Source organism: Xylanibacillus composti, from assembly GCF_018403685.1.
In the GTDB taxonomy this organism is placed as follows: Bacteria; Bacillota; Bacilli; order Paenibacillales; family K13; genus Xylanibacillus; species Xylanibacillus composti.
Map to the genome: position 1 here is coordinate 184,725 of NZ_BOVK01000015.1, position 22,806 is coordinate 207,530.

The window sequence follows — 22,806 nt, forward strand, 5'->3', positions numbered from 1 at the left end:
AGGGGGACCATGAGAGAGGAAACGCAAAAGCAGCGGCTATTGCTGTCAACCATTCGCATGCATGAACAGCTGGCGGAAATATTGGCGCATAAAGCGCTGGAAGCGGAGAAGGCCCGCAATTGGCTGTGCGGCTGCCTGGCAGAAGGGGACCCGTTAAAACCATGCCTCGCCGTGCACGAGCAGGTTGTAGAGATGCTGGAAGGCATTGCACGGGTGGAAAGCGGCATTGTCGGCCACTTGAAAATCTTGCTCGGGGAAGAAGAATCGGGCGGCGGCATGGATATGTTCGGCGGGAAGGGAGAAGAACCGTCATGACTGGGCTGCATGGCGCTGACCTGGACAACAGCTTGCTGAAGAAGCGCCTGCTTGCGGCGCTCGTCCGTTCGCAGTACGCCATCGCCGATTTGCTGGATCATACCGCCGAACTTCGCCGTTCGCTGCCGTTCCCCGATGAGGAGCTGGCTATGCAGCAGCGTTCTGCGGCCTCGATGCTGGACGATTGGCTGAGGCAGGCTGCAGGAGCAGTTGTTGCCAGGAACGGTCGGGAACAGATGGATGAGTCTGAAGGGACCTCATTTCGTCGGAGACGCCTGCGCAAACGACCGGCGTCCCCATGGTTGGCAGATGGGGTTTTTCGGGCAGGATCATGAAACATGGGAAATGTGCAGAGCCGGTGGAGGGCACCCGCATAGCTGAAACAGTGCGGCGTGCTCTTTTTGGCTTTCGGGCAAAGCACGCTTCCAAAGCTCGGCGTTGGTTGCTGCGGGTTTGACCTTGGTTAAGAGCAAGGCATGCTCCACCTCTGCCTAAATTGACGCATACCCGTCCAATGGTCTATTCGCTTGTACGGAAATCAACATAAGATGAATTGTTCTACAAGCGCATATTCGTTTTGGAGGTGGTGGAAATGAATGTCGGATTAATAGGCTGCGGATTTATAGGAAGAAAGCACCTGGAAGCAGTCATGGATTCCTCCGACTTGCAGCTTGCCGCGGTATGCGACGTATCCGACGAGGCGATGAAGGCTGTAGTGGAACGCTATCAATCGTTCTTCCCGGCTGCTCGGGTGAACGCTTATCGAAAATATGCTGAACTGCTGGTTGACTCAAATGTAGACATTGTTGTGGTGTCCACCTTAAGCGGGCTGCACGGACGCATCGCGAAGGAAGCGCTGATTCAAGGCAAGCATGTAGTCGTTGAGAAGCCTATGGCACTATCCGTGCAAGAGGCACGGGAGATGAACCGTCTTTCCCGCATGTTCGGCGGCAAGCTGGCCGTATGCCATCAGAAGCGCTTCTATCCGCATTTGCAGGAACTAAAGCGGCTGCTTTCCAGTGGCGGCATTGGCCAAATCATCCATGCCGAAATGACGTTGCGGATCAATCGGGACGACGCTTATTATGCCCAGGCTCCCTGGCGAGGAAGCTGGGAGATGGACGGCGGGGTGCTGATGAATCAAGCTATTCATAATATCGACTTGCTGTATTGGTTCGCCGGGAAACCCCGTTCGGCGGCAGGAGCCATCGGTCGACTGCTGCGTCCGATCGAAGCGGAGGATACGGCGTCAGCTGTAGCGGAGACGGAACCCGGCGGCATTGTGCAAGTGCATGCAACCGTATGCGCTGCGCGCGGGCATACAGAGGAGCGTCTAAGGCTGCTCGGTTCAAAGGGCACGATCGAATTGACGGGCAAGCAGCTGGCAGAAATCACCGATTGGTGTGTTCCAGGAGTCGAATTGCCGGATTGGAAGCCCGCCGATGATGGCTACGCTGCGCTTTATGCCGATTTGGTTCAGGCTGTGCAAACGAATCGCGAACCTCTTGTGAACGGGGAGGAAGGCATGATTGCGCTGGAATGGATTTTGGCGGTTTACCGCGCAGCAAAGGAACGGAGGACGATCGATTTGCCGCTGGAGCAATTCTCAACGATGGAGATGATGGAATCATGAAGCGGACCAACCCTGAGAACGGTCAGCATCGCTATTACGCCCGGATTTTTGGAGGGTGCCGCATTGTCGTAACAGGCGGAGCTGGATTTCTCGGCAGCAATCTTGTGCGCCGCCTGCTCCCTTACGCAGCGGACATTGTCGTAATTGATGATCTGTATACCGGTCGCCGGGATGTTGTCCCGTCCGCGCCGAATGTTTCCTTCAAGCAGGTAAGTGTTGCAGACGGACCCGCGATCAGACCGTACTTGCAAAGAGCGGATTACATCTTTCACTTCGCGGCGCGCAATATTGTGCTGTCCATGGAGCAGCCGGCGAGCGATTTCGAGGTAAACGCAAAGGGAACCATGCAGATGCTGCTGGAAAGCGCAGGGAACATTGGACTGCGGCGGTTCGTTTACGCCTCGACCTCTTCGATTTACGGCAATGCTTCCCGGCTGCCGGCAGAGGAGGACCAGTACAACGTGACGGTGCCCTATGCCGCTTCGAAGATGTGCGGCGAGCTGCTGGGCATCGCTTATGGGCAAAGCTTTGGCATTCCCTTTACCGCGCTGCGCTTCTCTAATGTTTTCGGTCCAGGTCAAGTGAGCACGAATCCATATTGCGGAGTAGTGACGAAATTCATGGAGCGGCTCGTTCGCCAAGAGCCGCTGCAAATTTTCAGCGATGGCGAGCAAACAAGGGATTTCACCTATGTGGATGATGCGATGGATGCCGTGTTGGATGCTGCGGCCAGCCCCGCAACCAAGGGGAGTGTCTGCAATATCGGCACAGGTGTGGAAACGACGATTAATGAGCTGGCACAGCGTGTCTGCGCCGTAACGGGCATGCCCGACAATTACCCTCGCGAATATGTGGAGAAGCGCAGAATCGATACGGTACAGCGCCGGGCCGTCAGCATGAAGCGTCTGCAGGCTTCAACCGGGTGGAGGCCTCGGCATTCGTTGGATCAAGGCCTTCTGAAAACATGGGAGTGGTATAGACAGGAAGCAAACGTACGAAAGGGAGATGAGGCATGAGCGAACCGGTTCATTCGATTCATCCATCAGCGCGCATAGGGGCGAATTGCCGAATTGGCTGGTATGCGGTGATTCATGAAGATGTGGTGCTGGGGGATGGCACGGAGATAGGCGATCATGCCGTGATAGGTCCAGGCACCCGTCTCGGGGCGGGCGTCAAGGTTGGACCGGGCAGCGTAGTAGGCAAGCAGCCTTCATCCAATGCCAGAATCAAGCGGAAGCCTGCAGCCCTGTCCCCGCTGCAGGTTGGAGACGGGACGGCGATTGGCGCGAACGTCGTTCTCTACGCGGGAAGCGAGATTGGCGAGGATGTCTTCATTGCCGACCATGCCTCAATTCGGGAGAATGCTCGTGTCGGCAGTCGAACTGTCATCGGCAGAGCGGCTACGGTTGAACTGAACACCACAATCGGTTCACGCGTAGTCGTACAAACCGGGGCTTATATTACCGGGGATATGACGATCGAGGACGATGTGTTTATAGGTCCGCGTGTCTCCACCTCGAATGACAAATATATGGGCAAGCGGCCTTATGCCTATCAAGGGGCGATCATTCGCAAGGGGGCTGCAATTGGCAACAATGCAACACTGCTGCCGGGCATCGAAATTGGTGAAGAAGCCGTTATCGGAGGCGGGGCCGTTGTCAGCAAATCGGTGCCGGCCGGACAAATTTGGATAGGGAATCCGGCTCGGCCGCTAAAGCCTAGCTCACAGGAGAAGAAAGGAGAATAGACTTGAGAATTTTAGCCCAGTTTTCATTGGATGTATTTCGATTGAGCATGGGGTGGGCGCTGGAAAGCCTCGGTCACCGTGTGTACCATCTGAATGATGCAAGCGAGCAATCGCTGGAAGAGGCAGTGCGCATGCACAAACCGGACTTCTATATCGATATGGGATGGGACGCGGAACATTGCGATCCGTTGAAAGTCGAGGCGATTCGCACAGTATTGAAACGCCACGGCGTCTTCCATGTTTATTACGCTGAAGAGGACGGCCTGCATTTCGAGTATTGGTCGAAGCGCTATATAGAGTGGACACAGCCGGATTTCGTCCTGACGCGGGGAGAGGCATGTGTTGGCATGTACGAGGCCATGGGAATCCCGTCCCGTTATCTGGATGTGGGGTGCAACGAGCAGCTTCATCGTCCGGTTGCCCCGTCTCCCGAGCTGGAGTGTGAGGTTTCCGCTATCGCCAATGTACAGCACTTTTGGGATATATACCGAAGAAGAAGCATTCGCGATCTGATTGTGCCCCTGTTTCAGTCCGGTCTGCATGTACAGCTGTGGGGCAAAGACTGGGAGCATGCGGCAGAGTACTACGGGACGTCGCCGGCACCCGGCATGCACAAAGGAAACTTGCCGTTCCATCGTACACCGGCCGCTTTCAATTCGGCGAAGATCAATATCGGCGTGCAATCCATCGAAGAGCAAATCAGCAACCGGACCTATGAAATTATGGCAAGCGGAGGATTTCTGCTCACTTCCGGCACAGCACAGGTTCATAAGCTGCTGCAGCCGGGGCTGTGCTGCGAAGTTTCCAATTCACCAGAGGAAACCCTGGATAAAATTCATTACTACTTGAATCACGAAGATGAACGCAGGCGAATTGCGATGAACGGCATGCAGCTGGCCAGAGAGAAATTTTCCTATAGCGTGACCTTGCCGCCTGCACTGGAGACGATCGCACAGCATATTCGGCAGAGAGGAGGGGCCGCGGTTGGGTAATGTGCCATTCATTGATCTTCAGCATGAATGGAAAGAACAGGAGAAGGAAATTCAAGAAGCATTCAGTCGCGTGTTGAAGAAAGGCGCGTTCATTCTGGGTGATGAAGTGCGCAAGCTGGAGGAAGAGGTTGCCGCCCAATGCGGCGCTACCTACGGGATAGGCGTGGGCAACGGGACAGATGCCTTGGTGCTGCATCTGTATGCATTGGGGATTGGGCCCGGCGACGAGGTGATTACCTCACCGTTCACTTTCTTTGCGACAGCTGAAGCCATTATGCAGGTCGGCGCTGTGCCGGTATTTGCCGACGTCCGGCCGGATACGTTCAATCTGGACGCAGAGGACGCCGCCCGGCGGATAACGCCCCGGACGAAGGCGATTCTTCCTGTTCATTTGTTCGGACAGATGGCAGATATGACCGCGATCGTGCAGCTGGCAGATGCGCATCGGCTGTTGGTGCTCGAGGATGCCTGCCAGGCCATCGGCGCCCAATGGGAGGGGCGCGGTCCGGGAGCCGTGTCCCAAGGCGCGTCGTTCTCTTTCTTCCCGACGAAAAACCTGGGAACGTGCGGGGATGGAGGCATGATCGTAGTCAATGATCGCGATATGGCTGAACGCCTGCGCCGGCTGCGGGTTCACGGCAGCCGTCAAAAATACCATCATGATGAAATCGGCTGGAACAGCAGGTTGGATGAAGTGCATGCAGCAATTCTTCGCGTCAAGCTGAAGAGGCTGAACGCTTGGAATGAGCAGCGCAGGGAAATAGCAGCGCTGTACGATTCATTACTGAACGATTTGCCGGTGACCGTGCCGGTCGTGGATGCTCGTGCGCTGCCGGTCTATCATCTGTACACCATCCAGGCCGAGAGACGTGACGAGCTTCAGGCGCATTTGAACAGCAAAGGGATTAGCTGCGGTGTCTACTACCCTGTGCCGCTCTACCGCCAGGAGGCTCTGCGCAAGCTCGGCTACAAGGAAGGAGAGTTTCCCCATACAGAGGATTTGGTGCGAAGCAGCTTGTCGCTGCCGATGTTTCCAGGCATGACGAGCAAGCAAGCGGAAACGGTTGCTGCTCAAATACGCCAATTCTATGAAGGGAGTTGAGAGCTGTGTCCGCCTATGAACAGTTAATGAAGAAGATCGAAAGCCACCAGGCCGTGCTGGGCGTTATCGGCCTCGGTTATGTAGGCCTGCCGCTAGCCGTCACCAAAGCGCAGGCCGGCTACCGGGTAATCGGATTCGATGTGGATGCAGGCAAGGTGGAGGCATTGCGGCAGGGCCAGTCTTATATATCCGATGTGAGCAGCGAGGAGCTGCGCGAACAGCGGATGAACAATCGGCTGGAGGTCACAACGGACTTCGCCTTGCTTGCGGAAGTTGATGCAGTCAGCATTTGTGTGCCAACCCCGATTGACGAGCACAAACAGCCGGTCATGGATCACTTGCTGGCGGCGGCCCAATCGATTCGCGATCATATGCCGCAGCAGGCGCTCGTCATATTGAGCAGCACCACCTATCCGGGCACAACGGAGGAGATCGTCAAGCCCATATTGGAGGAAGCGGGACAGCGCATCGGGGAACGGCTGTTTCTGGCTTATTCCCCGGAGAGAATCGATCCGGGCAATCGCAACTATCAAATCAAGGGCATTCCTCGTGTTGTCGGCGGTATGACGCCGCAGTGCACGGAACTGGCGGCGAAGCTATATGAACGGGTTCTCAAGGAGAAGCTGTTTCAGGTTGACGGACCGGCGGTGGCGGAAATGGCGAAAATCGTGGAGAATACGTTCCGCCTGGTGAATATCGGCTTGATGAACGAACTGGCTGTGCTGTGCCATCGCATGAAGCTGGATATATGGAAGGTTATTGAGGCGGCCAGTACGAAGCCGTACGGCTTCCTGCCCTTTTACCCCGGACCAGGCATTGGCGGCCACTGCATCCCGGTCGATCCGTACTACCTGACCTGGAAAGCCAAAGAATATCATTACACCACCGCATTGATCGAGAAAGCGGCTGCGATTAACGAGAGCATGCCGGAGTATGTCGTGTTCCGCATGACCATGATTTTGAATGAGCTCGGCAAGCCGATGAAAGGCTCAAAAGTATTGCTTGTGGGCGCGGCCTATAAGAAAAATGTGTCCGATTTGCGGGAATCCCCGGTACTGGACATTATTCAATGGCTGGACCAATACGGGGTGGAATGGCAATTCCATGATCCGCATGTCCCGCAAATTCGCAGAGGAAACGATGTGAGACACAGCGTGCCGCTGTTGGAGCAGACGTTGCCGCATTACGATTTGGTTGTGGTTACGACAGACCATGACCAATTGGATTACGACATGCTGGCCGAAAAGGCGCCAGCTCTGTTCGATACCCGCAATTGCATGGTCCACCGCAACTGCAAAGGCCACTATTACAAATTATAGGAGGTGTCCACTTCGATGAAGGTTTTTCAAGGACCTATCGAAATTGCCGGCCAGATGGGCCTGAATACGAAGGGTCTGCAGCGGCACGGTTATGAAGTGGCTTCGTACAATGTCGAGCAAAATTATTTGGGCTACAAGGAAAATATTCAGCAGGTGAGCAAGGAAAGCCTGTGGCAAATTTTTCAGGCGACGAGGGACAGTGTAGACATCTTCCACTATCACTACGGCGATCCGATCAGCACTGCCGGGGAAGACTTTATTTACTTGAAGCAGAGCGGAAAAGTGCGAATTATGCAGTTCTGGGGCAACGACGTACGCAGTGAAGCAGCCGCGCTCGTCAAAAATCCGTATGCCCGCTTAATCGACCTGTTCCAATCCGACGAGGATATCAGGAACCGCTTGAAATTGGCACAGCGGACGTTCGACGCCTGCATCGTGCAGGATTTCGAGGTCGCCGATTATGTGAGGCCTTATTTCAACCGCATCTATGTGCTGCCCGTCGCTACAGACATCCATGCCGTCGAGCCTTCCTATCCAGTCAAGCGCGCGGAGCCGCTGATTGTGCACGCACCAACGCATCCGTATTTCAAGGGAACCTCTTATATTGAGGAAGCGTTGGAGGAGTTGCGTGCGGAAGGCTGCGCTTTCCGTTATGAACGGATTCAAGGAATGTCTCATGAAGAGGCATGGGAAGTCTACAGGCGTGCGGATCTGGTTATCGACCAAATTTTATGCGGCTCGCACGGTGTGCTTTCCGTAGAGGCCATGGCGCTGGGCAAGCCGGTTATCGCTTATCTCCGCGAGGATATCAAGTACCGGCTTCCGGAGCATCTGCCCATTCTCTCGGCTAACCCCTCTACAATTCGAGGTGTGCTGCGGCATTTCTTTGCCGCTCCTACGGAGTGGGAGGCGCGAGGCAGACAAGGCAGAGCCTATGCGGAAAAGTATCACGACACTAATGTAATTGCAGGTCACTTGAACTGGATCTATCAGCGGGAATATCGGTTGCTCTCGGGCCAAGAGACGTCGGAGCCGGAGGTCATCCATTGCATGGGACCTGACCGCATTCGTTACGCGCTTCATCCTACCACGCGCAGAATTGCGTTGGAGGGAAGTGCGTTGGAAGGACAGCTGGTGGTGGCAGCACAGGAGCCGGAGCGAACGGCGAACAGTTTCGTGCTCGCCCCGAACAGACTTTATTGCAAGAAGGGGAGGAAGGTTCGCTCTTACTTCTCCTTCAATCTCGCTGAAATTCCTCCAGGATACCAAATCGTGCATGCCCAGCTGCAGCTCCCGGTTGTAGCCGGCAGTGCTCCCGTACGGGTGTATCGGATTCGCGAAGGATGGGACCGGGCCAGCATTGCCAAGCGCCAGCGTCCAAAACGAATGCCGAAGCCTATGTTCCGCGCCAAAGTTTCCGCACGCCGAAAGGGCGTCAAACGAACGCTGGAATGGGATTGTACGGCATTAGCCCGCATGTGGGCGGAAGACCACTTGGGCAATCATGGCCTGGTTGTACCCAAATTTGTGTGGCGGCAGCCCAAGCTTATTGTAACCGCGAATGGGTGACATCATTTTTCTTCTATTCCAACCGGGGTATACCATGAATAGCTGTCTCCGCAGCATGCCTGCTGCGGGATGGCTATTTTTGTAGGACAGGCGCCTTTTTCCGAAGCCGATAGTTGTCTCCCCATACAATGGGGCTCGTTTCGCATAGCATAGGAAAGGAGGGGAGGAGCTTGTATAGAATCCTTCACGCACCGCTTGACATTGCAGGCCAGGCTGGACTCATGTGCGACCAGTTGAACCGTTTGGGCTGCTTCGCTTCCGCTTACAACTATTATCCAACCTATCTGAATTACCGGAATCGTTGCATTGTTACCGATGCCTATCAGCTGCAGAAGATGTTCCACCGTGCTGCCCGGGCATTTGATATTTTTCATTTCCACAATGGGTTGAGCTTCTTCACCGATTTTCGCGATATTCGATGGCTGCGCGAAAGCGGGAAAACCGTCATTATGCATCATCGCGGCAATGATGTGCGATTCTCGCGACAATCGAAACAGGGAAATAAACTCGCCAATCCTTATGTATGGACGGGAAGCTCCTTGCCAGATGAAACGATAGACCGGAATTTGCGGTTTTTCGCCGACTATGTAGATCTTGCGCTTGTTCAGGATTATGAGCTGTACCGTTATGTAGAGGACTACTACAAAAGGGTCGTTGTGTTGCCGCGGTTGATTGAGATCGATCGTGTGCCTCTGCAGCTTCCCTCGGCCAACAAGCGAATCCCCCTGGTGGTGCATGCACCGACAGACCGTCAGTTCAAAGGCAGCGATATCATCATTCGAACCGTGCGAGAATTGCAGCGGAAGCATCAGTTTGCTTTTGTGCTTATTGAACGGATGTCGCATAGAGAAGCTACGCGTTATCTGCATCAAGCCGATATTGTCATTGATCAAATCTTATGCGGCGCTTACGGGAACGTCAGCGTGGAGGCTATGGCGGCAGGAAAGCCCGTGATCGCTTACATTCATCCGGAATTGGCAGACACTTATCCGCCGGGAATGCCTGTCGTCTCAGCTAACCCGGATACTTTGAGGGCTGTGCTGGCACACCTTCTATCCGAACCCGAACTGCGAAGGAAGCTGGGTCGGCAAGGAAGAGATTATGCAAAAGCGCATCACGATGCCAGAACCGTCACCTTTCAACTCCTTTCTCTGTATGGCTCCACGATGGCAGCAACAAAATTCTAACAAGGAAGGGTGAGAGTATGCCTCTGTATGCGAACACGATAATTGACAAACACCTTGGCCTGATCGCTTATGGCGGAAACCCCCGGCAGACATCGTATCGTCTTTGGACCGAGCAGGAGCTGCTCCCCCTGGTCGTTCATGATGGAAATGCGGTCAGGGGCGCGCGTTATTACGATGGATTCATTTTTGAACCTGGCTGTGACCGGCGAGGGGGAATGATATCTCCCCGCTATTTGGGAATGGCCGGGCCAGCCTCAAAGGATGGCTGGCAGCAAGCCGCGGATGCGCTCTTTGCTGAAGGGCGAAACATGGCGGCAGTGATGAATTTGTCCAGACAGCTAAAGCCATGGGAACATGTCGATTGCTGGGCGGCGTTGCCTTATCCGCAGGACGCTCAATGGGAGAGCTTTGGCAGCATTCAAGGCCAAAACATCGCCTTCAGCGGCAATCCTGATGGCAGGCTGGCAGCTTTAATCTGGTGGGTGAGGGCCGTGGAATCCGGCTGGTGCAGCACGTCCGCTCTCTATCCGGGTCATCGCTGCAGAATGAGAGGATTTGTCTGGGTGAAAAATTCTATGGACAGTGACGACCGCACAATCGTCGCATCTCTTGCCAAGATGCTTGACCAGCAGCGATTGAAACTGATGTGGTGCGCCAATTATGGTACGAGCGATGCGCATTTGGGAGAAAAGCTCGGCTTTCATCAGATATGCTTGCGGCCAACCTTTACCGGCAGTGGCAGCAGAGGGCAAGACTGGATCAAGCATGCGTCTGACTTTGCGAGCGAGCACAAGCTTGGCTTGGTTGTGTGGGAACCGGCGGAGCGCCGGGCTCAATTGGATGCTTGGCTGACATCGCTCCACGAGCATTATGCAGGCGGCGTTCATGTGTACGAAATGCCTGCTTCCCGAGTTGCTTCCTGGCATCGGCATCATCACCCCTATTACGGCCTACTGTACCGCTATATGCATGGCGTCCGCAACACGATGAGGAGCGGGAGTGAACATCGTGATGAAGGTCTTGCATAGCCCGATTGAGATTGCCGGCCAGATGGGCATGCTTTGCCAAGGGTTGAAAGCTCAAGGGGTTGAGGCGATTGCGTACAATACCTTCCATTCCTACCTTGGCTACAGAGAGTACGTCTTCAATATGGATATCTTCGAGTTGGAATGGATGTTCCGCGATATTGTGCGGCATTTTGACCTGTTTCACTTTCACTATGCGGCTACCTTGCTGGACGGGTATGCGGATTTGCCGCTGCTGTACAAAGCGGGCAAGCCGATAGTTATGCATCATTGGGGCAATGATGTTCGAACCCACGCTCTGGCTACTGTCAACAACCGCTATGCTTATACCGGCGATTCCCCTCCAGAGGAGGTCATCGACGAAAGGCTGCAGGTCATGACGCGTTACATCCGGCATGCGATTGTTCAAGATCATGAAGTGCTGCCTTATGTGGAGCGCTATTATGAGAAGGTCCACGTCTTGCCAATCACCATGGATGTTCGCAAGATGAAGCCTTACTATCCGGAACCGCACACTTCCAATCCGCTGATTATTCATGCTCCAACCAATCCGCTGTTCAAAGGCACGGCCTATGTGGAAGAGGCTATTGACCAGCTGAGGCAGGAGGGACTGCTCTTCCGTTACCGCCGCATCGAGAAGATGAGCAACAAGGAAGCCCTGCAATTGTATCGGGAAGCGGATATAGTGGTGGATCAAATTCTTTGCGGCTCGTACGGGATGCTTGCAGTGGAATCGATGAGCTTGGGCAAGCCAGTCGTCGGATATATCCGGGCCGATCTGGTTGGTCGATTTCCGTCTCCGCCCCCGATTTGTTCCGCCAACCCCTCGCAGGTTAAGGAACGGTTGCGCGAATTGATTACCAATGCTTCGCTGCGGCAAGCGAAAGGCCGGGAAGGCAGAAGATTTGCAGAAACGTATCATGACATTCGTCCTGTTGTAAGAAAATTGCGGGCAATTTATGAAGAAATCCTTCGGGAGGGATGAAGAATGAGCAAATCCTTTCATGTGTTTCACAGCCCGCTGGAAATAGCGGGGCAGATGGGGATGCTTGTGGGAGGACTTCGCAAATATGGCCATATGGCGGTAGGCTACAATATGTTTATCAACTATTTGCGCTATTCCAATCACATCATTAATACGTATTTGGATAATATCAAGGAGTCCTATGAACTGATAAAAGCTGGCTATCCGATTATGCACTTCCATTTTGGGACAACACTGGACAGGAATCTGTACGATTTGCCGACATATGCCGCGGAGGGCAAGAAAATGGTCATGCATCATTGGGGCAACGATGTGCGAATCGCGGGGCTTGCCAAGACGTTTAGTCCCTATTTAACAGATCCTTGCAATCCGTGGTCCGACGCGGAAATGGTGCAGCGGCTGCAGTATATGTCGGCCTATATCCCAACCGCTATTATTCAAGATCATGAATTGATGCCATATGTCAAGCCTTATTACAAGCATGTATTCGTATTGCCGCTGGCATTTCCCGTTCAAACGACTGTGCCTGTCTACCCGCTTCGCAGCAACAGCGTTCCGATGATCGTGCATGCACCCACACAGCCGAGCTTCAAGGGGACGGCGATCATTGAAGCCGCCCTGCAATCGCTCTGGAGCCAGGGCTATTCGTTCACCTACTACAAGATCGAGAACATGAGCCATGATCAAGCGCTGCAGCTTTATCATCAGGCGGACATTGTCATCGATCAGATTCTGGTAGGCACTTACGGCTTGTTTTCCGTGGAAGCGATGGCGCTCGGGAAGCCGGTCGTCTGTCATATCCGTGATGATTTGCGTTCGACTTACCCGGGCGACTTGCCGATTGTGAGCGCCAATCCTGCCAACTTGCAAGAAGCGCTGGTCCCGCTTATTACGGATGCCGCCAAGCGGGAGAAACTTGGCAAGCGGGGAAGGAAATATGCCGAAGAGGTGCATGACATTTCCAAAGTAATCCCCAAGCTTGTCGATATTTACAAAGTGGTGGAAAACTCGTAAGCGAAAGGAGCGAACGATGTTGCCTTATCTCCATCCGCAAGCTTGCGGCTACAAAAACCCAATAGTCGAGGTATGCTTCGGTTGGGGGGCGCCGCGTATGGAAATGCACCGCAGCTGGAATGCTGCAGAGTGGAGATATGTCCTTTACGGAAACAGTGAACATCAGCGGCGGAGAACAGAGCAGTCTCTTTTCTCCGCTGTTTTGTTGACACCGATGCAATCCAGCTATGGCCGGTATTGGAATCCATTGTATCTCGGCCTCACGGAGCCGACGGATGAGCGGGATTGGCTGGAATGGCTCGTTGCGCTTTTTGCGCCGGAACAGCTCCTGCATGCGCTGGATGAAGCGATAGCAGAAGCGAAGCGAAGCATAGATATATGGATCACATTGCCTTATCCGGATCGGCTGCAGCCGGATTTCGGCCGCTCATCCGGCACGAGCTTGAACTTTCGCTATCCGGAAGATCGTCTGGAGGCGCTGCTCTGGTGGGTGGATGCATGCTTGCGCAAGTGGAAGCGCAGTTCATTCGCTCATTCCCTGAAGCTGCGCGGCTTTCGATGGCCGCGGGAAGTATTGGTCGCGGATGACGAGGCGCTCGTTCGGGCCTTGGGGCGGCACGTTAGGAGCAAGGGCCTGCGGTTTATGTGGCTCGCACATTACGGTTCTGCGCATGTGCATGCATGGAAGGATATGGGGTTTGATTTCATGTATGTCAATCCGGGCTATTATGGCCGATCTGATGTTCCGGTTGAGTATATCGACTATGCCGCGCTTTTTGCCTCAACAGTGGGGAGCGGGCTGCAGCTCGTGTGCGGCAAGGGCAGCCTATGTGACCGAGGCCATCCGTATGAATACTGGAGGAGAGGAGTTCCCAGCCGCCTGGATTATCTGGATCGCGCTTCATTGATGTTTGTCTTCCAAGAAACCGACCTGGTGGACCTGGCCCGAACGAGAAAGCAGCTTTATCGGGATTTGGTCCACGTCGTTCACGGGATTCGCAGGCGCCGCGGCAAGGCTGCGCGTATCAACAGATAGCATGCATGCCTAGCGGAAAATTGTGTGAAATCGGAGGTGATCCAGCTGCGCGTTCTTCACGCACCATCGGAAATAGCCGGACAGATGAATACGCTTTGCGAGGGATTAAGAAGGACTGGAGCGGACGCTGTCGGTTTCAATTGGTTTCAGTCTTATCTCGACTACCCTGGCTCAGCCGTCTTTCAGACGGATGCCTATGAGATGATGGGATTATTGGATTATGTCAGAAGAAAGGAATGCTTGTTCCACTTTCACAATGGCAACAGCCTTATGGTGAACAATGAGGATTTGCCGCTTTTGGATGCAGCAGGATACCCGATGGTCATGCATCATTGGGGCAGTGATGTTCGGTCGGCCTCGTTGTCCCGCAAGCTGAATCCTTATCCGCTCCCTGCCGGATATTTGACGGATCAAGAGATTCATGAACGGCTGAAGCGGCTGTCTGCATCGATTTCTCACGCTATCGTTCAGGATGCCGAACTTTATCCGCATGTGAAGGATTACTACCGCCATGTGCATATCCTGCCGCTTGCTGTGGATGTCCGGCGTTATCGGCCCAACTATCCGAGGGCGGACATGCAGCGCTTGCGCATTGTGCATGCCCCTACACGTCCTGCATTCAAAGGAACGTCTTATGTGGAAGCGGCTATAGCGGACTTGAAGCGAAAGCATCCGGTGGAATATGTGCGCATACAGAACATGAGCCACCAAGAGGCGATACGCCTGTATGCCGAGGCCGATCTCATCATTGATCAACTGCTGTGCGGCACATACGGCATGCTTGCTGTCGAAGCTATGGCAATGGGCAAACCGGTGGTTGCCTATATAAGGGAGGATGTCCGGCGCTCGCTTCCTCCTTCCTTGCCGATCATCCAGGCTGCGCCCGAAACTATCCTTGCAGTGCTGAAGCAGATCGCAAGTCAGCCGGAGCAGCTGCGCCATATCGGGAAAGCGAGCCGGGACTATGTGCGGCAAAGACATGATGTGAGCGCTGTGATTCCGCAATTGCTGGCCATTTACAAGCAGCTCTAAGGAGGGGGAAAGATGCGTCATATCTTGCTGTTTGAAAGCGATTTGGCGACAAACACCGACTATTTGCAGAGTGAATGGGGACGAAGCGCGCTGCCGTGGTTCGTGTATCGCGGGCCGAACGGGAATCAGGCTTTTTTTGCCCGCTGGATACTGAGTCCCGGTGCCACAAGCAAAGGCGGCTATCTGACCGGTCTGCGGAGCGGCCTGCTGCCTGCGTCGTTGGCAGAGTGGGAGGCATGGAGTCATCAGCTGCTGGGGGAAGGGTGCGTTGTCGATACGTTTCTTGCGCATGCCAACCGGTATGGGGTTGAGACGCCTTCCTTGTGGGTTATGCTGCCCTATCCGAGTGAACAGCTGGAGAAGGACAGAATTCAAGCGGTGACGGATTGGGCCGACACTGTTCGCAGCCGCTGGGCGAAGCGATTCGGCCGATCCGGGCCCCGGCTGGAAGGTTTGGTTTGGGGACGCGAAGCGATACCGGACGGAGACGTGTCCCTGGTGCGAGCCTTTAACGGGTGGGCCGGCAAACGCGGGCTCAGCACGATGTGGCTGGCCAACTATGGAAGCGCACATGTAAGCGAGTGGAAGGACCTCGGGTTTGCGGAATCGGCGCTGTTTTCCAACTATACAGGCAAGGGCCCCTATCCGAAGCAATGGTTGGAGGCGACGGTCTCCTTCGCCTGCTATTATCAAAATGGCTTGCAATGTGTGTATGGCAGCGGTCTGCGATTTGCGGAGAACTGTTATCTGGAATATCTGGACGCAGCTAGGGCATACGTCAATTCCGGTGGGAAGGGGCCGATTGTCCACCGCTTTCTGTTCCCGCCGCTGCACGCCGGGATAAAGCCCTCCTCACCGCTGTATGAAGCTATCTACAGTATAGTAGGCAGAGGTTGAGTGAAAATGAAGGTTCTGCATCTCCCGTTAGAGGTGGGCAATCAAGTGAGTGAACTATGCGTGCAGCTGCGTCTCCTTGGCGTGCAGGCGGCCGGATTGAATTGGCGTAAAAGCAACTATATCGGGAGCGGTCCAGCCATCGTCGCATCGGATGCCTATGAGATGGCCAATGCCCTGGAGCACTTGTTCAGCATCTATGACATCCTGCACTATCATACGGGCTACACGATCTATCCGGACAAATCGGATGTGGCTCTAGCCCTGCATGCGGGGAAAAAAGCAGTTATGCATCACAGGGGCAATGATGTCCGTCACCCGGAGGCTGCGAGGAGGCGGAACCCTTACGTCTATACAGGCAGCTCCCTCCCGGCCAGTCAAATCATCGACCAATTGCGCTATTTCTCCAAGCACCTGTCCACAGCCATTGTGCAAGACTACGAATTGTATGACTATGTCTCCGATTACTATAAGCAAGTGCATATTTTGCCGCGCCTGATTGATACCTCCATCGTCAAGCCTGCTGTCCGGCGGCAGGAAAGGGGAGGCCGACCATTGGTCGTTCACGCCCCAACGAGTCGGGAATTCAAAGGGACTGAAGTCGTTCAGCGGGTCGTCCATAGCCTGCAGAAGGAAATCCCGTTCGACTTTGTACTGCTGGAGCGCATGCGGCAAAAAGAGGTCTGGCAGATGATCGCCCAGGCGGATCTTGTCATTGATCAAGTGCTATGCGGTGCATACGGCAACATAAGCGTGGAGGCGATGGCCTGTGAAGTGCCGGTCGTCTGCTTTATCCGACCCGACATTTACGCGCGTATGAATCCGAAGCCGCCGATTGCATCCGCTCACCCGGGGCAGCTCTACGACCAGTTGAAGGAGCTGGTGAAGGATGGCGAACGGCGCCGCCGTCTTGGCAAGGAGGGCCGGGCTTATGTGCAGCATGTGCACGAGGCTTCCAAGGTTGCAAGGCAGTTGACTGGCATTTATCAGAGTCTGTGATAAGCAGCATGCAGCATGCGCCTCATCCTGTCATGCTTCTCGTTTTGTGCGATGCCGCGGCATGCCTGCCTGTTGTTTGAGAACTGCGCGGGCGGGGGGACAGATAGAATCGGGGCCGTTGCTAGTGGATGGATGCTTTTCTTTCTGCGGGAAATCGGGTAAGCTGTCGTTATGGATATCGGCTGTCCGTGGAGGAACCGGATCGTCCGATCTATATTCGATAGGAGGAACAGCGTATGAAGTCAACTCACAAAATATTGGACTGCACCATACGGGATGGAGGCTTGGTGAACAATTGGGATTTCAGCATTGATTTCGTCCAGGACCTGTACCGCACGTTGAGCGCGGCCGGCGTAGAATATATGGAAGTCGGCTACAAAAATTCCCCCAAGCTGCTGAAGAGCGGAGACGCCGGCCCATGGCGGTTCATCGATGAGGCATTCCTGCGCGATGTGATCCGGGAGAAGACAGAAACGAAGCTGTCTGCCCTGGTTGACATCGGCCGTGTCGATGAGAATGACATTGTCCCCCGCAAGGAAAGCTTGCTTGACATGATCCGGGTCGCTTGTTATATCAAAGATGTCGACAAGGGACTGGAACTGGTAGAGACGTTCCACCAGATGGGCTACGAAACGACATTGAACATCATGGCGCTGTCGCACGTTATGGAGAATGATTTGAACGAAGCGATGGAGGCGATCCGGAACAGTCCGGTAGATGTTGTATATGTTGTCGACTCTTACGGCAGCCTGATGCCGGATGACATCGAGTATTTGGTCAGCAAGTTCCAGCGGCTGTTGCCGGACAAGGAGCTGGGCATGCACATGCACAACAATATGCAGATGGCCTTCGCCAATACGATGGTTGGCGCATCGAAGGGCGTGCAGTTCCTGGATTCTTCCGTGTTCGGCATGGGCCGTGCCGCAGGGAATTGCAATACGGAGCTCATCGTCAGCCACTTGAAAAATCCGAAATATGAAGTGCGCCCGCTGCTCGATTTCATTGGCCGCCGCATGATTCCGCTGCGCAATGAGGTGGAGTGGGGCTACATCATTCCTTATATGATAACGGGTATGCTGAATGAGCATCCGCGCACAGCCATGGCGCTGCGCAACAGTCCTGACAAGGACAATTACGTAGAATATTATGACCGGTTGACATCGCCGGAAACTGCGTTTGACCGGTAAGGGATAGAGATCGCTGAGGCAGATGAGCGAATCCTATAACGAAGCCGAGCATGCCGAAGGGCAGCTCGTTAACTGCAAAGAAGCTGTCCTTGAGCTTTGGAACGACTCAGGGACAGCTTCTTTGTTTCTATCGCCTCCAGGCGATTGTTACTTGCGTTCCGGCGCGGTGTCCCAGTTGAACAAATAACGGCGTGCTGCCCGGCGGGCCGTGAACAGCTGATGCTGCAGCTGCCAAACATTATGACCGAGCACGCGAATGACAATGCCGCGATCAGCTGTCATGCTCGCCCCCGTCAAGCAGGCAGCCCCGCCGGGGAGGCGACAAGTTGCGCTTGGCTCGCTCTCGGCTGCACTAATCGCTTCCCCGCTTTTTGCGGATGGGCCGGGAAGGTCGAAATCCGGTGCTTTCTCTGCCAATCCGAGCTCCTCTCGAATTCGCTCCAGCAGCAGCTCATCAGCCCGGGGGGCCAGGATCCACATGCTGGCCATGTGCGTATAGGAACCGAAGGCAGCCAATCCGCGCACATCGTGGACAGCCGGCTGGAGCAGAAAGCGGTCCCAGACGGTCAGCCTTCCATTGCGGAAAATTTCCACCTTGCTGTCCACGAGCCCGTATTGAAACAATTCGTTCCGGTGCGTGCGTCCCGGCGTGACCACGTCCCCGAACAGCAAAACCGCATCCTCCTCCAGCTCTATGCGCGTGTGCGTGTCGATCCTGCTTCGCGCGTATGGAATCATCGGCTCGGGGAAAAATTCCAGCAGGCTGCCTGCCCCCAATTGAAAATGCTGGGTTAGGCGCGAGCCTGCGCCGGAAGCCGGATGAATCTTCGTAAAAGACTGGTTCGTCAGATAGACGCTTGCGCCTGCCTCCAGCTCCATACTGATATCGTAACGGTCGCCATCCAGCATGCCGGGTGAAGCATCCATCATATATACCGCCAGCTGCCCGCCTTCTTCCATTGGGAAGGTCTTGGATATCTTCAGCGGCGCTTGATGATAGCGATCCGCCAGGAAGGTCCTCTTGTTCTTGCACGCAAAGCGGCCTGTCAGCTTGCCGCGGACACCTGGCGCAGCCGGTATGCTTGCTGCGGAGTCGTGCTGAGCGGCAGGCTTAATGAGGCTCATCGCCATGCATGCCGTGCAGTTCTACGATATCATGCGTGTGCAGATTGACCGATGCCGCGTCTCCTGCCAGCTGGTGCTCGATCCAGTGACAAATGTGATCGAGACCGACACCGGCCATCAGGTTGCTCATGACATAGGGGCGTTCGCCGCGCATCGTCTGCGTGTCCTTGCGCATCACGTCCAGGCTTGCGCCTACATGGGGGGCCAGATCGATTTTGTTGATGATGAGCAAGTCACTGCGCATAATGCCGGGTCCCCCTTTGCGCGGGATTTTTTCTCCCTGGGCCACATCAATAATGTAGATGAACCGGTCAACCAGCTCAGGACTGAATGCCGCGGCCAAATTGTCTCCGCCGCTTTCAATCAAGATCATATCCAGATCGGCGAATCGCCTTTCCAATTCTTCCACCGCTTCGAAATTCATCGACGCATCCTCGCGGATTGCCGTGTGCGGGCATCCCCCCGTTTCTACTCCGATTATTCGTTCGGAGGGGAGCGCTTCGGCACGGGTCAAGATGTCCGCATCCTCCTTCGTGTAAATATCGTTAGTAATGACGGCCAAGCTGTAGCGGTCTCGCATGGCTTTCGATATTTTTTCTACCAGAGCGGTTTTGCCGGAACCGACCGGTCCCCCAATGCCGATTCGAAGGGGGCGGTCCCGCTCCAATACGGGCGTCTCCCATTGATCATGCGAATGATTGGCACCTTGACACATGGCAATCTCCTCCATTTATAAATTGGGTTAGCGGCAAACTTTCCAGCTGGGACATAAATCAGGACATAAACAGTCTTGAATACAGGCCTTCGTGTTGCATGGCGCAAATATCCTGCAAAGGTGAAAAACTGTGCAGCAGGTCCGGCGGCAGCTCACGCACCTTGCTCCACTCCTCGGCAATATGCTCGGTACCCCGGCTGATCAATAGCTGGCACTCCGTTTGCCCGACGGACATCAACCGCAGGGCGCTCCCGGCGATGGCGGATACAGCGGTGTACAGAAAGCCCCGCACCGCATCGTCCATGGGGATGCCCAAACGGCAGGCAATCCACGCATGGACGGCTGGCAAGGTGCCGTATGCCTGATAGTCGGACAACGCTTGCTCCAATTCGTCGAGCGCCATCCACGGATACAGCTTGCGAGCGAGCGTCAGCAGCCGTCTGCCCATCTTGTGCTGGCCTTCACGCGATTCCGAGGCTGGGCGCTGGACGTGCAGAATACTGTCCAAGCGGCAGAAACGGCGCATATCCGCTTCTTCAATCGCCGCGTACATTCCCTTGATGGCAAGCCCTTCGAGGCGGACGAGGCTGCAGTGAATCTGGCTGTTCATGTATTGCTCAAGCTCAGCCAGGCTGCCGATCGCCCCTTTTTGAACATAGGTCTCGAGGCCGAAAGAATGGGAGAACCCGCCGATTGGCAAAGCGCTGTCAAGCATTTGGACATACGCAAGAAATCGGGCATCCCGGTTCATCGGCTTATCCTCCTTTCGCTATCGGCCATGTGCGGCGAACAGGCAATTAGAACAGGAAATATCGCTGTGCCATGGGCAGAACAGAAGCTGGCTCGCACACCAGTGCTGCGCCATCCGCCTTGACGGTATACGTCTCGGGATCGACTGTAATATCCGGCGTGCTGTCGTTCAGCAGCATATCCTTCTTCCCGATCGTACGGCAGCCCCGTACTGCATGGACATGCTTCTCCAGACCAAGCTTTTGGGGGATGCCGCCATCCAAAGCGGCCTGCGAGACGAATGTGATGGAACTTGCGGCCAGCGCTTTGCCGAACGCGCCGAACATCGGCCGCCCCTGTATGGGCTGAGGGGTAGGGATGGACGCATTCGGATCGCCCATCTGCGACCAGGCAATCATGCCGCCCTTAAGCACCAGGTCCGGCTTGACGCCGAAGTATGCAGGACGCCACAGGACGAGGTCAGCCCACTTGCCCGGTTCGATTGAGCCGACAATATGGCCGATTCCGTGTGCAATGGCAGGATTGATCGTATATTTGGCGATGTAGCGGCGGATGCGGTAGTTGTCCCGACCAGCAGTGTCTTCGGGCAAGGGGCCGCGTTGTTTTTTCATCTTGTCGGCCGTTTGCCAGGTGCGCGTGACGACCTCGCCTACACGTCCCATCGCTTGGGAATCCGAGCTTATGATGCTGAATGCGCCCAGGTCGTGCAAAATATCCTCTGCGGCGATGGTCTCGGGACGAATGCGGGAATCAGCAAACGCCACATCCTCCGGAATGGCGCTATCCAAGTGATGGCATACCATCAGCATGTCCAGATGCTCCTCGATCGTATTGACCGTAAACGGGCGGGTCGGATTCGTGGAAGAAGGGAGAATATGCGGGTATCCGGCCGCCTTGATGATGTCCGGCGCATGTCCGCCTCCCGCACCCTCCGTATGATACGTATGAATGGTGCGACCGCCTATGGCGTCCAGCGTCGATTCCACGAACCCGGCTTCGTTCAAGGTGTCGGTATGAATTGCAACCTGAACGTCGTACTGATCGGCCACATCGAGACAAGTGCGAATAGCTTCCGGTGTCGTTCCCCAATCTTCATGGAGCTTCAGTCCGATCGCGCCAGCTTCCACTTGCTCGGCTAACGGTGCTGGGGATGAAGCATTGCCCTTGCCTAGAAAGCCGAGATTGACGGGGAAGGCTTCCGCTGCTTCGAGCATGCGATGGATATGCCAGGCGCCGGGGGTGCAGGTGGTGGCGTTCGTACCGGTCGCTGGTCCTGTTCCTCCGCCAATCATCGTGGTGATGCCGGATTCAATCGCTGTGTCGATTTGCTGCGGACAGATGAAATGGATATGGGTGTCGATGCCGCCCGCCGTGACGATCATGCCTTCACCGGCGATCACCTCAGTCGAGGCGCCGATAATCAAGGACGGGTCTACCCCGTCCATGGTGTCGGGATTGCCTGCCTTGCCGATGCCGACTATCCGGCCGTCGCGTATGCCGACATCGCCCTTGACAATTCCCCAATAATCGACGATGACCGCGTTCGTTATGACCGTATCCAAGACCGGGCCGGGATCGCCAATGGCGCCGCGCGGGATATGAGCTTGCTGGCCCATTCCATCGCGGATGACCTTGCCGCCGCCGAATTTGCTTTCGTCTCCATATACGGTGAAGTCCCGCTCAACAACAGCCCACAGCTCCGTATCGGCGAGCCGGACCGCATCTCCCGCGGTCGGTCCGAATATGGAGGCGTATTGCGCTCTAGTCATGCTGGACATCGTACAATCTTCCTTTCCATGCTTGGATTCGGTCGTTCAATTCTGCTGAATTTGGCTTAGGATCGATGGGACCGTTCGTCAGACCGTTCAGGCCGTATATGCGCCTGCTGCCGCCGAACTCGGTCAGTGTCACCGGCTTTTCCTCCCCGGGCTCGAAGCGGACGGCGTTGCCGGCCGGAATATCCAGCCTCATGCCGAAGGCAGCCTGGCGGTCGAAGGACAGCAGCGCATTGACTTCAAAAAAATGATAGTGGCTGCCGACTTGGACGGGCCGGTCTCCCATATTGACCACGACGACGGTGCGGGTTTGTCTTCCTGCGTTGATCTCGATTTCACCTGATTGCAGACGGTATTCGCCAGGTATCATATAGATGCTCCTTTCCTTTGCGGTGAAACAGCTGA

Annotated in this window: 23 protein-coding genes; 18 read left to right on the forward strand and 5 right to left on the reverse strand. The window is 55.1% G+C overall.

Translation table 11 applies throughout. The features are described from left to right. Positions 1-9: 9 nt before the first annotated feature. From XYCOK13_RS06620 to XYCOK13_RS06705, 18 genes are all read left to right on the forward strand, one after another. The gene (locus tag XYCOK13_RS06620) at positions 10-315 is read left to right on the forward strand and encodes an alpha-helical endospore appendage domain-containing protein (RefSeq protein ID WP_213411082.1); all 306 of its coding nucleotides are present in this window, start codon (positions 10-12) and stop codon (positions 313-315) included. Continuing rightward, the gene (locus tag XYCOK13_RS06625; protein ID WP_213411083.1) at positions 312-650 is read left to right on the forward strand and encodes a hypothetical protein; all 339 of its coding nucleotides are present in this window, start codon (positions 312-314) and stop codon (positions 648-650) included. The genes XYCOK13_RS06620 and XYCOK13_RS06625 overlap by 4 nt, the downstream gene beginning before the upstream one ends. A 257-nt stretch (positions 651-907) precedes the next feature. Next, complete coding sequence (locus tag XYCOK13_RS06630) at positions 908-1,948, forward strand: Gfo/Idh/MocA family protein (protein WP_213411084.1); 1,041 nt, start codon at positions 908-910, stop codon at positions 1,946-1,948. After that, complete coding sequence (locus XYCOK13_RS06635) at positions 1,945-2,964, forward strand: NAD-dependent epimerase/dehydratase family protein (RefSeq protein WP_213411085.1); 1,020 nt, start codon at positions 1,945-1,947, stop codon at positions 2,962-2,964. The genes XYCOK13_RS06630 and XYCOK13_RS06635 overlap by 4 nt, the downstream gene beginning before the upstream one ends. Beyond that, positions 2,961-3,695 (forward strand): acyltransferase, encoded by a 735-nt coding sequence (locus XYCOK13_RS06640; protein ID WP_213411086.1) that lies wholly within the window; start codon positions 2,961-2,963, stop codon positions 3,693-3,695. Before XYCOK13_RS06635 ends, XYCOK13_RS06640 begins: the two co-directional genes overlap by 4 nt. 2 nt (positions 3,696-3,697) lie before the next feature. Then, positions 3,698-4,687, forward strand: coding sequence for a CgeB family protein (locus tag XYCOK13_RS06645; protein WP_213411087.1), 990 nt, complete (start codon positions 3,698-3,700; stop codon positions 4,685-4,687). Further along, positions 4,680-5,789 (forward strand): DegT/DnrJ/EryC1/StrS family aminotransferase, encoded by a 1,110-nt coding sequence (locus tag XYCOK13_RS06650; RefSeq protein WP_213411088.1) that lies wholly within the window; start codon positions 4,680-4,682, stop codon positions 5,787-5,789. Before XYCOK13_RS06645 ends, XYCOK13_RS06650 begins: the two co-directional genes overlap by 8 nt. A 5-nt stretch (positions 5,790-5,794) precedes the next feature. Further along, entirely contained in the window at positions 5,795-7,108 is a 1,314-nt protein-coding gene (locus tag XYCOK13_RS06655; RefSeq protein WP_213411089.1) for a nucleotide sugar dehydrogenase, read from the forward strand. 15 nt (positions 7,109-7,123) lie between these two features. After that, positions 7,124-8,677, forward strand: coding sequence for a DNRLRE domain-containing protein (locus XYCOK13_RS06660; protein WP_213411090.1), 1,554 nt, complete (start codon positions 7,124-7,126; stop codon positions 8,675-8,677). Positions 8,678-8,847: 170 nt separating this feature from the next. Beyond that, entirely contained in the window at positions 8,848-9,864 is a 1,017-nt protein-coding gene (locus XYCOK13_RS06665) for a glycosyltransferase family 4 protein (RefSeq protein WP_213411091.1), read from the forward strand. Between the two features lie 17 nt (positions 9,865-9,881). After that, positions 9,882-10,892 (forward strand): DUF4855 domain-containing protein, encoded by a 1,011-nt coding sequence (locus XYCOK13_RS06670; RefSeq protein ID WP_213411092.1) that lies wholly within the window; start codon positions 9,882-9,884, stop codon positions 10,890-10,892. Next, on the forward strand, positions 10,873-11,874 hold the full coding sequence (locus XYCOK13_RS06675; protein ID WP_213411093.1) for a glycosyltransferase family protein: 1,002 nt from the start codon (positions 10,873-10,875) through the stop codon (positions 11,872-11,874). Before XYCOK13_RS06670 ends, XYCOK13_RS06675 begins: the two co-directional genes overlap by 20 nt. Positions 11,875-11,877: 3 nt before the next feature. Then, complete coding sequence (locus XYCOK13_RS06680) at positions 11,878-12,888, forward strand: glycosyltransferase (RefSeq protein WP_213411094.1); 1,011 nt, start codon at positions 11,878-11,880, stop codon at positions 12,886-12,888. Positions 12,889-12,985: 97 nt separating this feature from the next. Then, the gene (locus XYCOK13_RS06685; protein ID WP_213411095.1) at positions 12,986-13,924 is read left to right on the forward strand and encodes a DUF4855 domain-containing protein; all 939 of its coding nucleotides are present in this window, start codon (positions 12,986-12,988) and stop codon (positions 13,922-13,924) included. A 24-nt stretch (positions 13,925-13,948) separates the two neighbouring features. Further along, entirely contained in the window at positions 13,949-14,956 is a 1,008-nt protein-coding gene (locus tag XYCOK13_RS06690; protein WP_213411096.1) for a glycosyltransferase family protein, read from the forward strand. A gap of 12 nt (positions 14,957-14,968) precedes the next feature. Further along, a complete protein-coding gene (locus XYCOK13_RS06695; protein ID WP_213411097.1) occupies positions 14,969-15,853 on the forward strand; it encodes a DUF4855 domain-containing protein in 885 nt (294 codons plus the stop codon). A 45-nt stretch (positions 15,854-15,898) separates the two neighbouring features. Continuing rightward, a complete protein-coding gene (locus XYCOK13_RS06700; protein WP_213411098.1) occupies positions 15,899-16,849 on the forward strand; it encodes a glycosyltransferase family protein in 951 nt (316 codons plus the stop codon). 236 nt (positions 16,850-17,085) lie between these two features. After that, on the forward strand, positions 17,086-18,036 hold the full coding sequence (locus XYCOK13_RS06705; protein WP_213411099.1) for an aldolase catalytic domain-containing protein: 951 nt from the start codon (positions 17,086-17,088) through the stop codon (positions 18,034-18,036). Positions 18,037-18,183: 147 nt separating this feature from the next. Here XYCOK13_RS06705 and XYCOK13_RS06710 read toward each other — a convergent pair whose 3' ends face one another. The 5 genes from XYCOK13_RS06710 to ureB are packed head-to-tail and all read right to left on the reverse strand — an operon-like array spanning position 18,184 to position 22,771. Next, on the reverse strand, positions 18,184-19,161 hold the full coding sequence (locus XYCOK13_RS06710) for an urease accessory protein UreD (protein ID WP_213411100.1): 978 nt from the start codon (positions 19,159-19,161) through the stop codon (positions 18,184-18,186). Then, complete coding sequence (gene ureG, locus XYCOK13_RS06715) at positions 19,148-19,876, reverse strand: urease accessory protein UreG (RefSeq protein ID WP_213411101.1); 729 nt, start codon at positions 19,874-19,876, stop codon at positions 19,148-19,150. Before ureG ends, XYCOK13_RS06710 begins: the two co-directional genes overlap by 14 nt. Positions 19,877-19,934: 58 nt before the next feature. Beyond that, positions 19,935-20,627, reverse strand: coding sequence for an urease accessory protein UreF (locus XYCOK13_RS06720; protein ID WP_213411102.1), 693 nt, complete (start codon positions 20,625-20,627; stop codon positions 19,935-19,937). Between the two features lie 46 nt (positions 20,628-20,673). Beyond that, complete coding sequence (gene ureC, locus XYCOK13_RS06725; RefSeq protein WP_213411103.1) at positions 20,674-22,404, reverse strand: urease subunit alpha; 1,731 nt, start codon at positions 22,402-22,404, stop codon at positions 20,674-20,676. Then, the gene (ureB, locus tag XYCOK13_RS06730) at positions 22,388-22,771 is read right to left on the reverse strand and encodes an urease subunit beta (RefSeq protein WP_213411104.1); all 384 of its coding nucleotides are present in this window, start codon (positions 22,769-22,771) and stop codon (positions 22,388-22,390) included. The genes ureC and ureB overlap by 17 nt, the downstream gene beginning before the upstream one ends. Positions 22,772-22,806: the final 35 nt, after the last annotated feature.

Bases quoted from the DNA above. Each gene is read 5' to 3' on its own strand.
- XYCOK13_RS06660 (WP_213411090.1), top strand. From the start codon at position 7,124: ATGAAGGTTTTTCAAGGACCTATCGAAATTGCCGGCCAGATGGGCCTG.
- ureB (WP_213411104.1), bottom strand. From the start codon at position 22,771: ATGATACCTGGCGAATACCGTCTGCAATCAGGTGAAATCGAGATCAAC.
- XYCOK13_RS06620 (WP_213411082.1), top strand. From the start codon at position 10: ATGAGAGAGGAAACGCAAAAGCAGCGGCTATTGCTGTCAACCATTCGC.
- XYCOK13_RS06640 (WP_213411086.1), top strand. From the start codon at position 2,961: ATGAGCGAACCGGTTCATTCGATTCATCCATCAGCGCGCATAGGGGCG.
- ureG (WP_213411101.1), bottom strand. From the start codon at position 19,876: ATGTGTCAAGGTGCCAATCATTCGCATGATCAATGGGAGACGCCCGTA.
- XYCOK13_RS06685 (WP_213411095.1), top strand. From the start codon at position 12,986: ATGGAAATGCACCGCAGCTGGAATGCTGCAGAGTGGAGATATGTCCTT.
- XYCOK13_RS06625 (WP_213411083.1), top strand. From the start codon at position 312: ATGACTGGGCTGCATGGCGCTGACCTGGACAACAGCTTGCTGAAGAAG.
- XYCOK13_RS06680 (WP_213411094.1), top strand. From the start codon at position 11,878: ATGAGCAAATCCTTTCATGTGTTTCACAGCCCGCTGGAAATAGCGGGG.
- XYCOK13_RS06670 (WP_213411092.1), top strand. From the start codon at position 9,882: ATGCCTCTGTATGCGAACACGATAATTGACAAACACCTTGGCCTGATC.
- XYCOK13_RS06710 (WP_213411100.1), bottom strand. From the start codon at position 19,161: ATGAGCCTCATTAAGCCTGCCGCTCAGCACGACTCCGCAGCAAGCATA.
- XYCOK13_RS06695 (WP_213411097.1), top strand. From the start codon at position 14,969: ATGCGTCATATCTTGCTGTTTGAAAGCGATTTGGCGACAAACACCGAC.
- XYCOK13_RS06720 (WP_213411102.1), bottom strand. From the start codon at position 20,627: ATGAACCGGGATGCCCGATTTCTTGCGTATGTCCAAATGCTTGACAGC.
- XYCOK13_RS06630 (WP_213411084.1), top strand. From the start codon at position 908: ATGAATGTCGGATTAATAGGCTGCGGATTTATAGGAAGAAAGCACCTG.
- XYCOK13_RS06705 (WP_213411099.1), top strand. From the start codon at position 17,086: ATGAAGTCAACTCACAAAATATTGGACTGCACCATACGGGATGGAGGC.
- XYCOK13_RS06635 (WP_213411085.1), top strand. From the start codon at position 1,945: ATGAAGCGGACCAACCCTGAGAACGGTCAGCATCGCTATTACGCCCGG.
- ureC (WP_213411103.1), bottom strand. From the start codon at position 22,404: ATGTCCAGCATGACTAGAGCGCAATACGCCTCCATATTCGGACCGACC.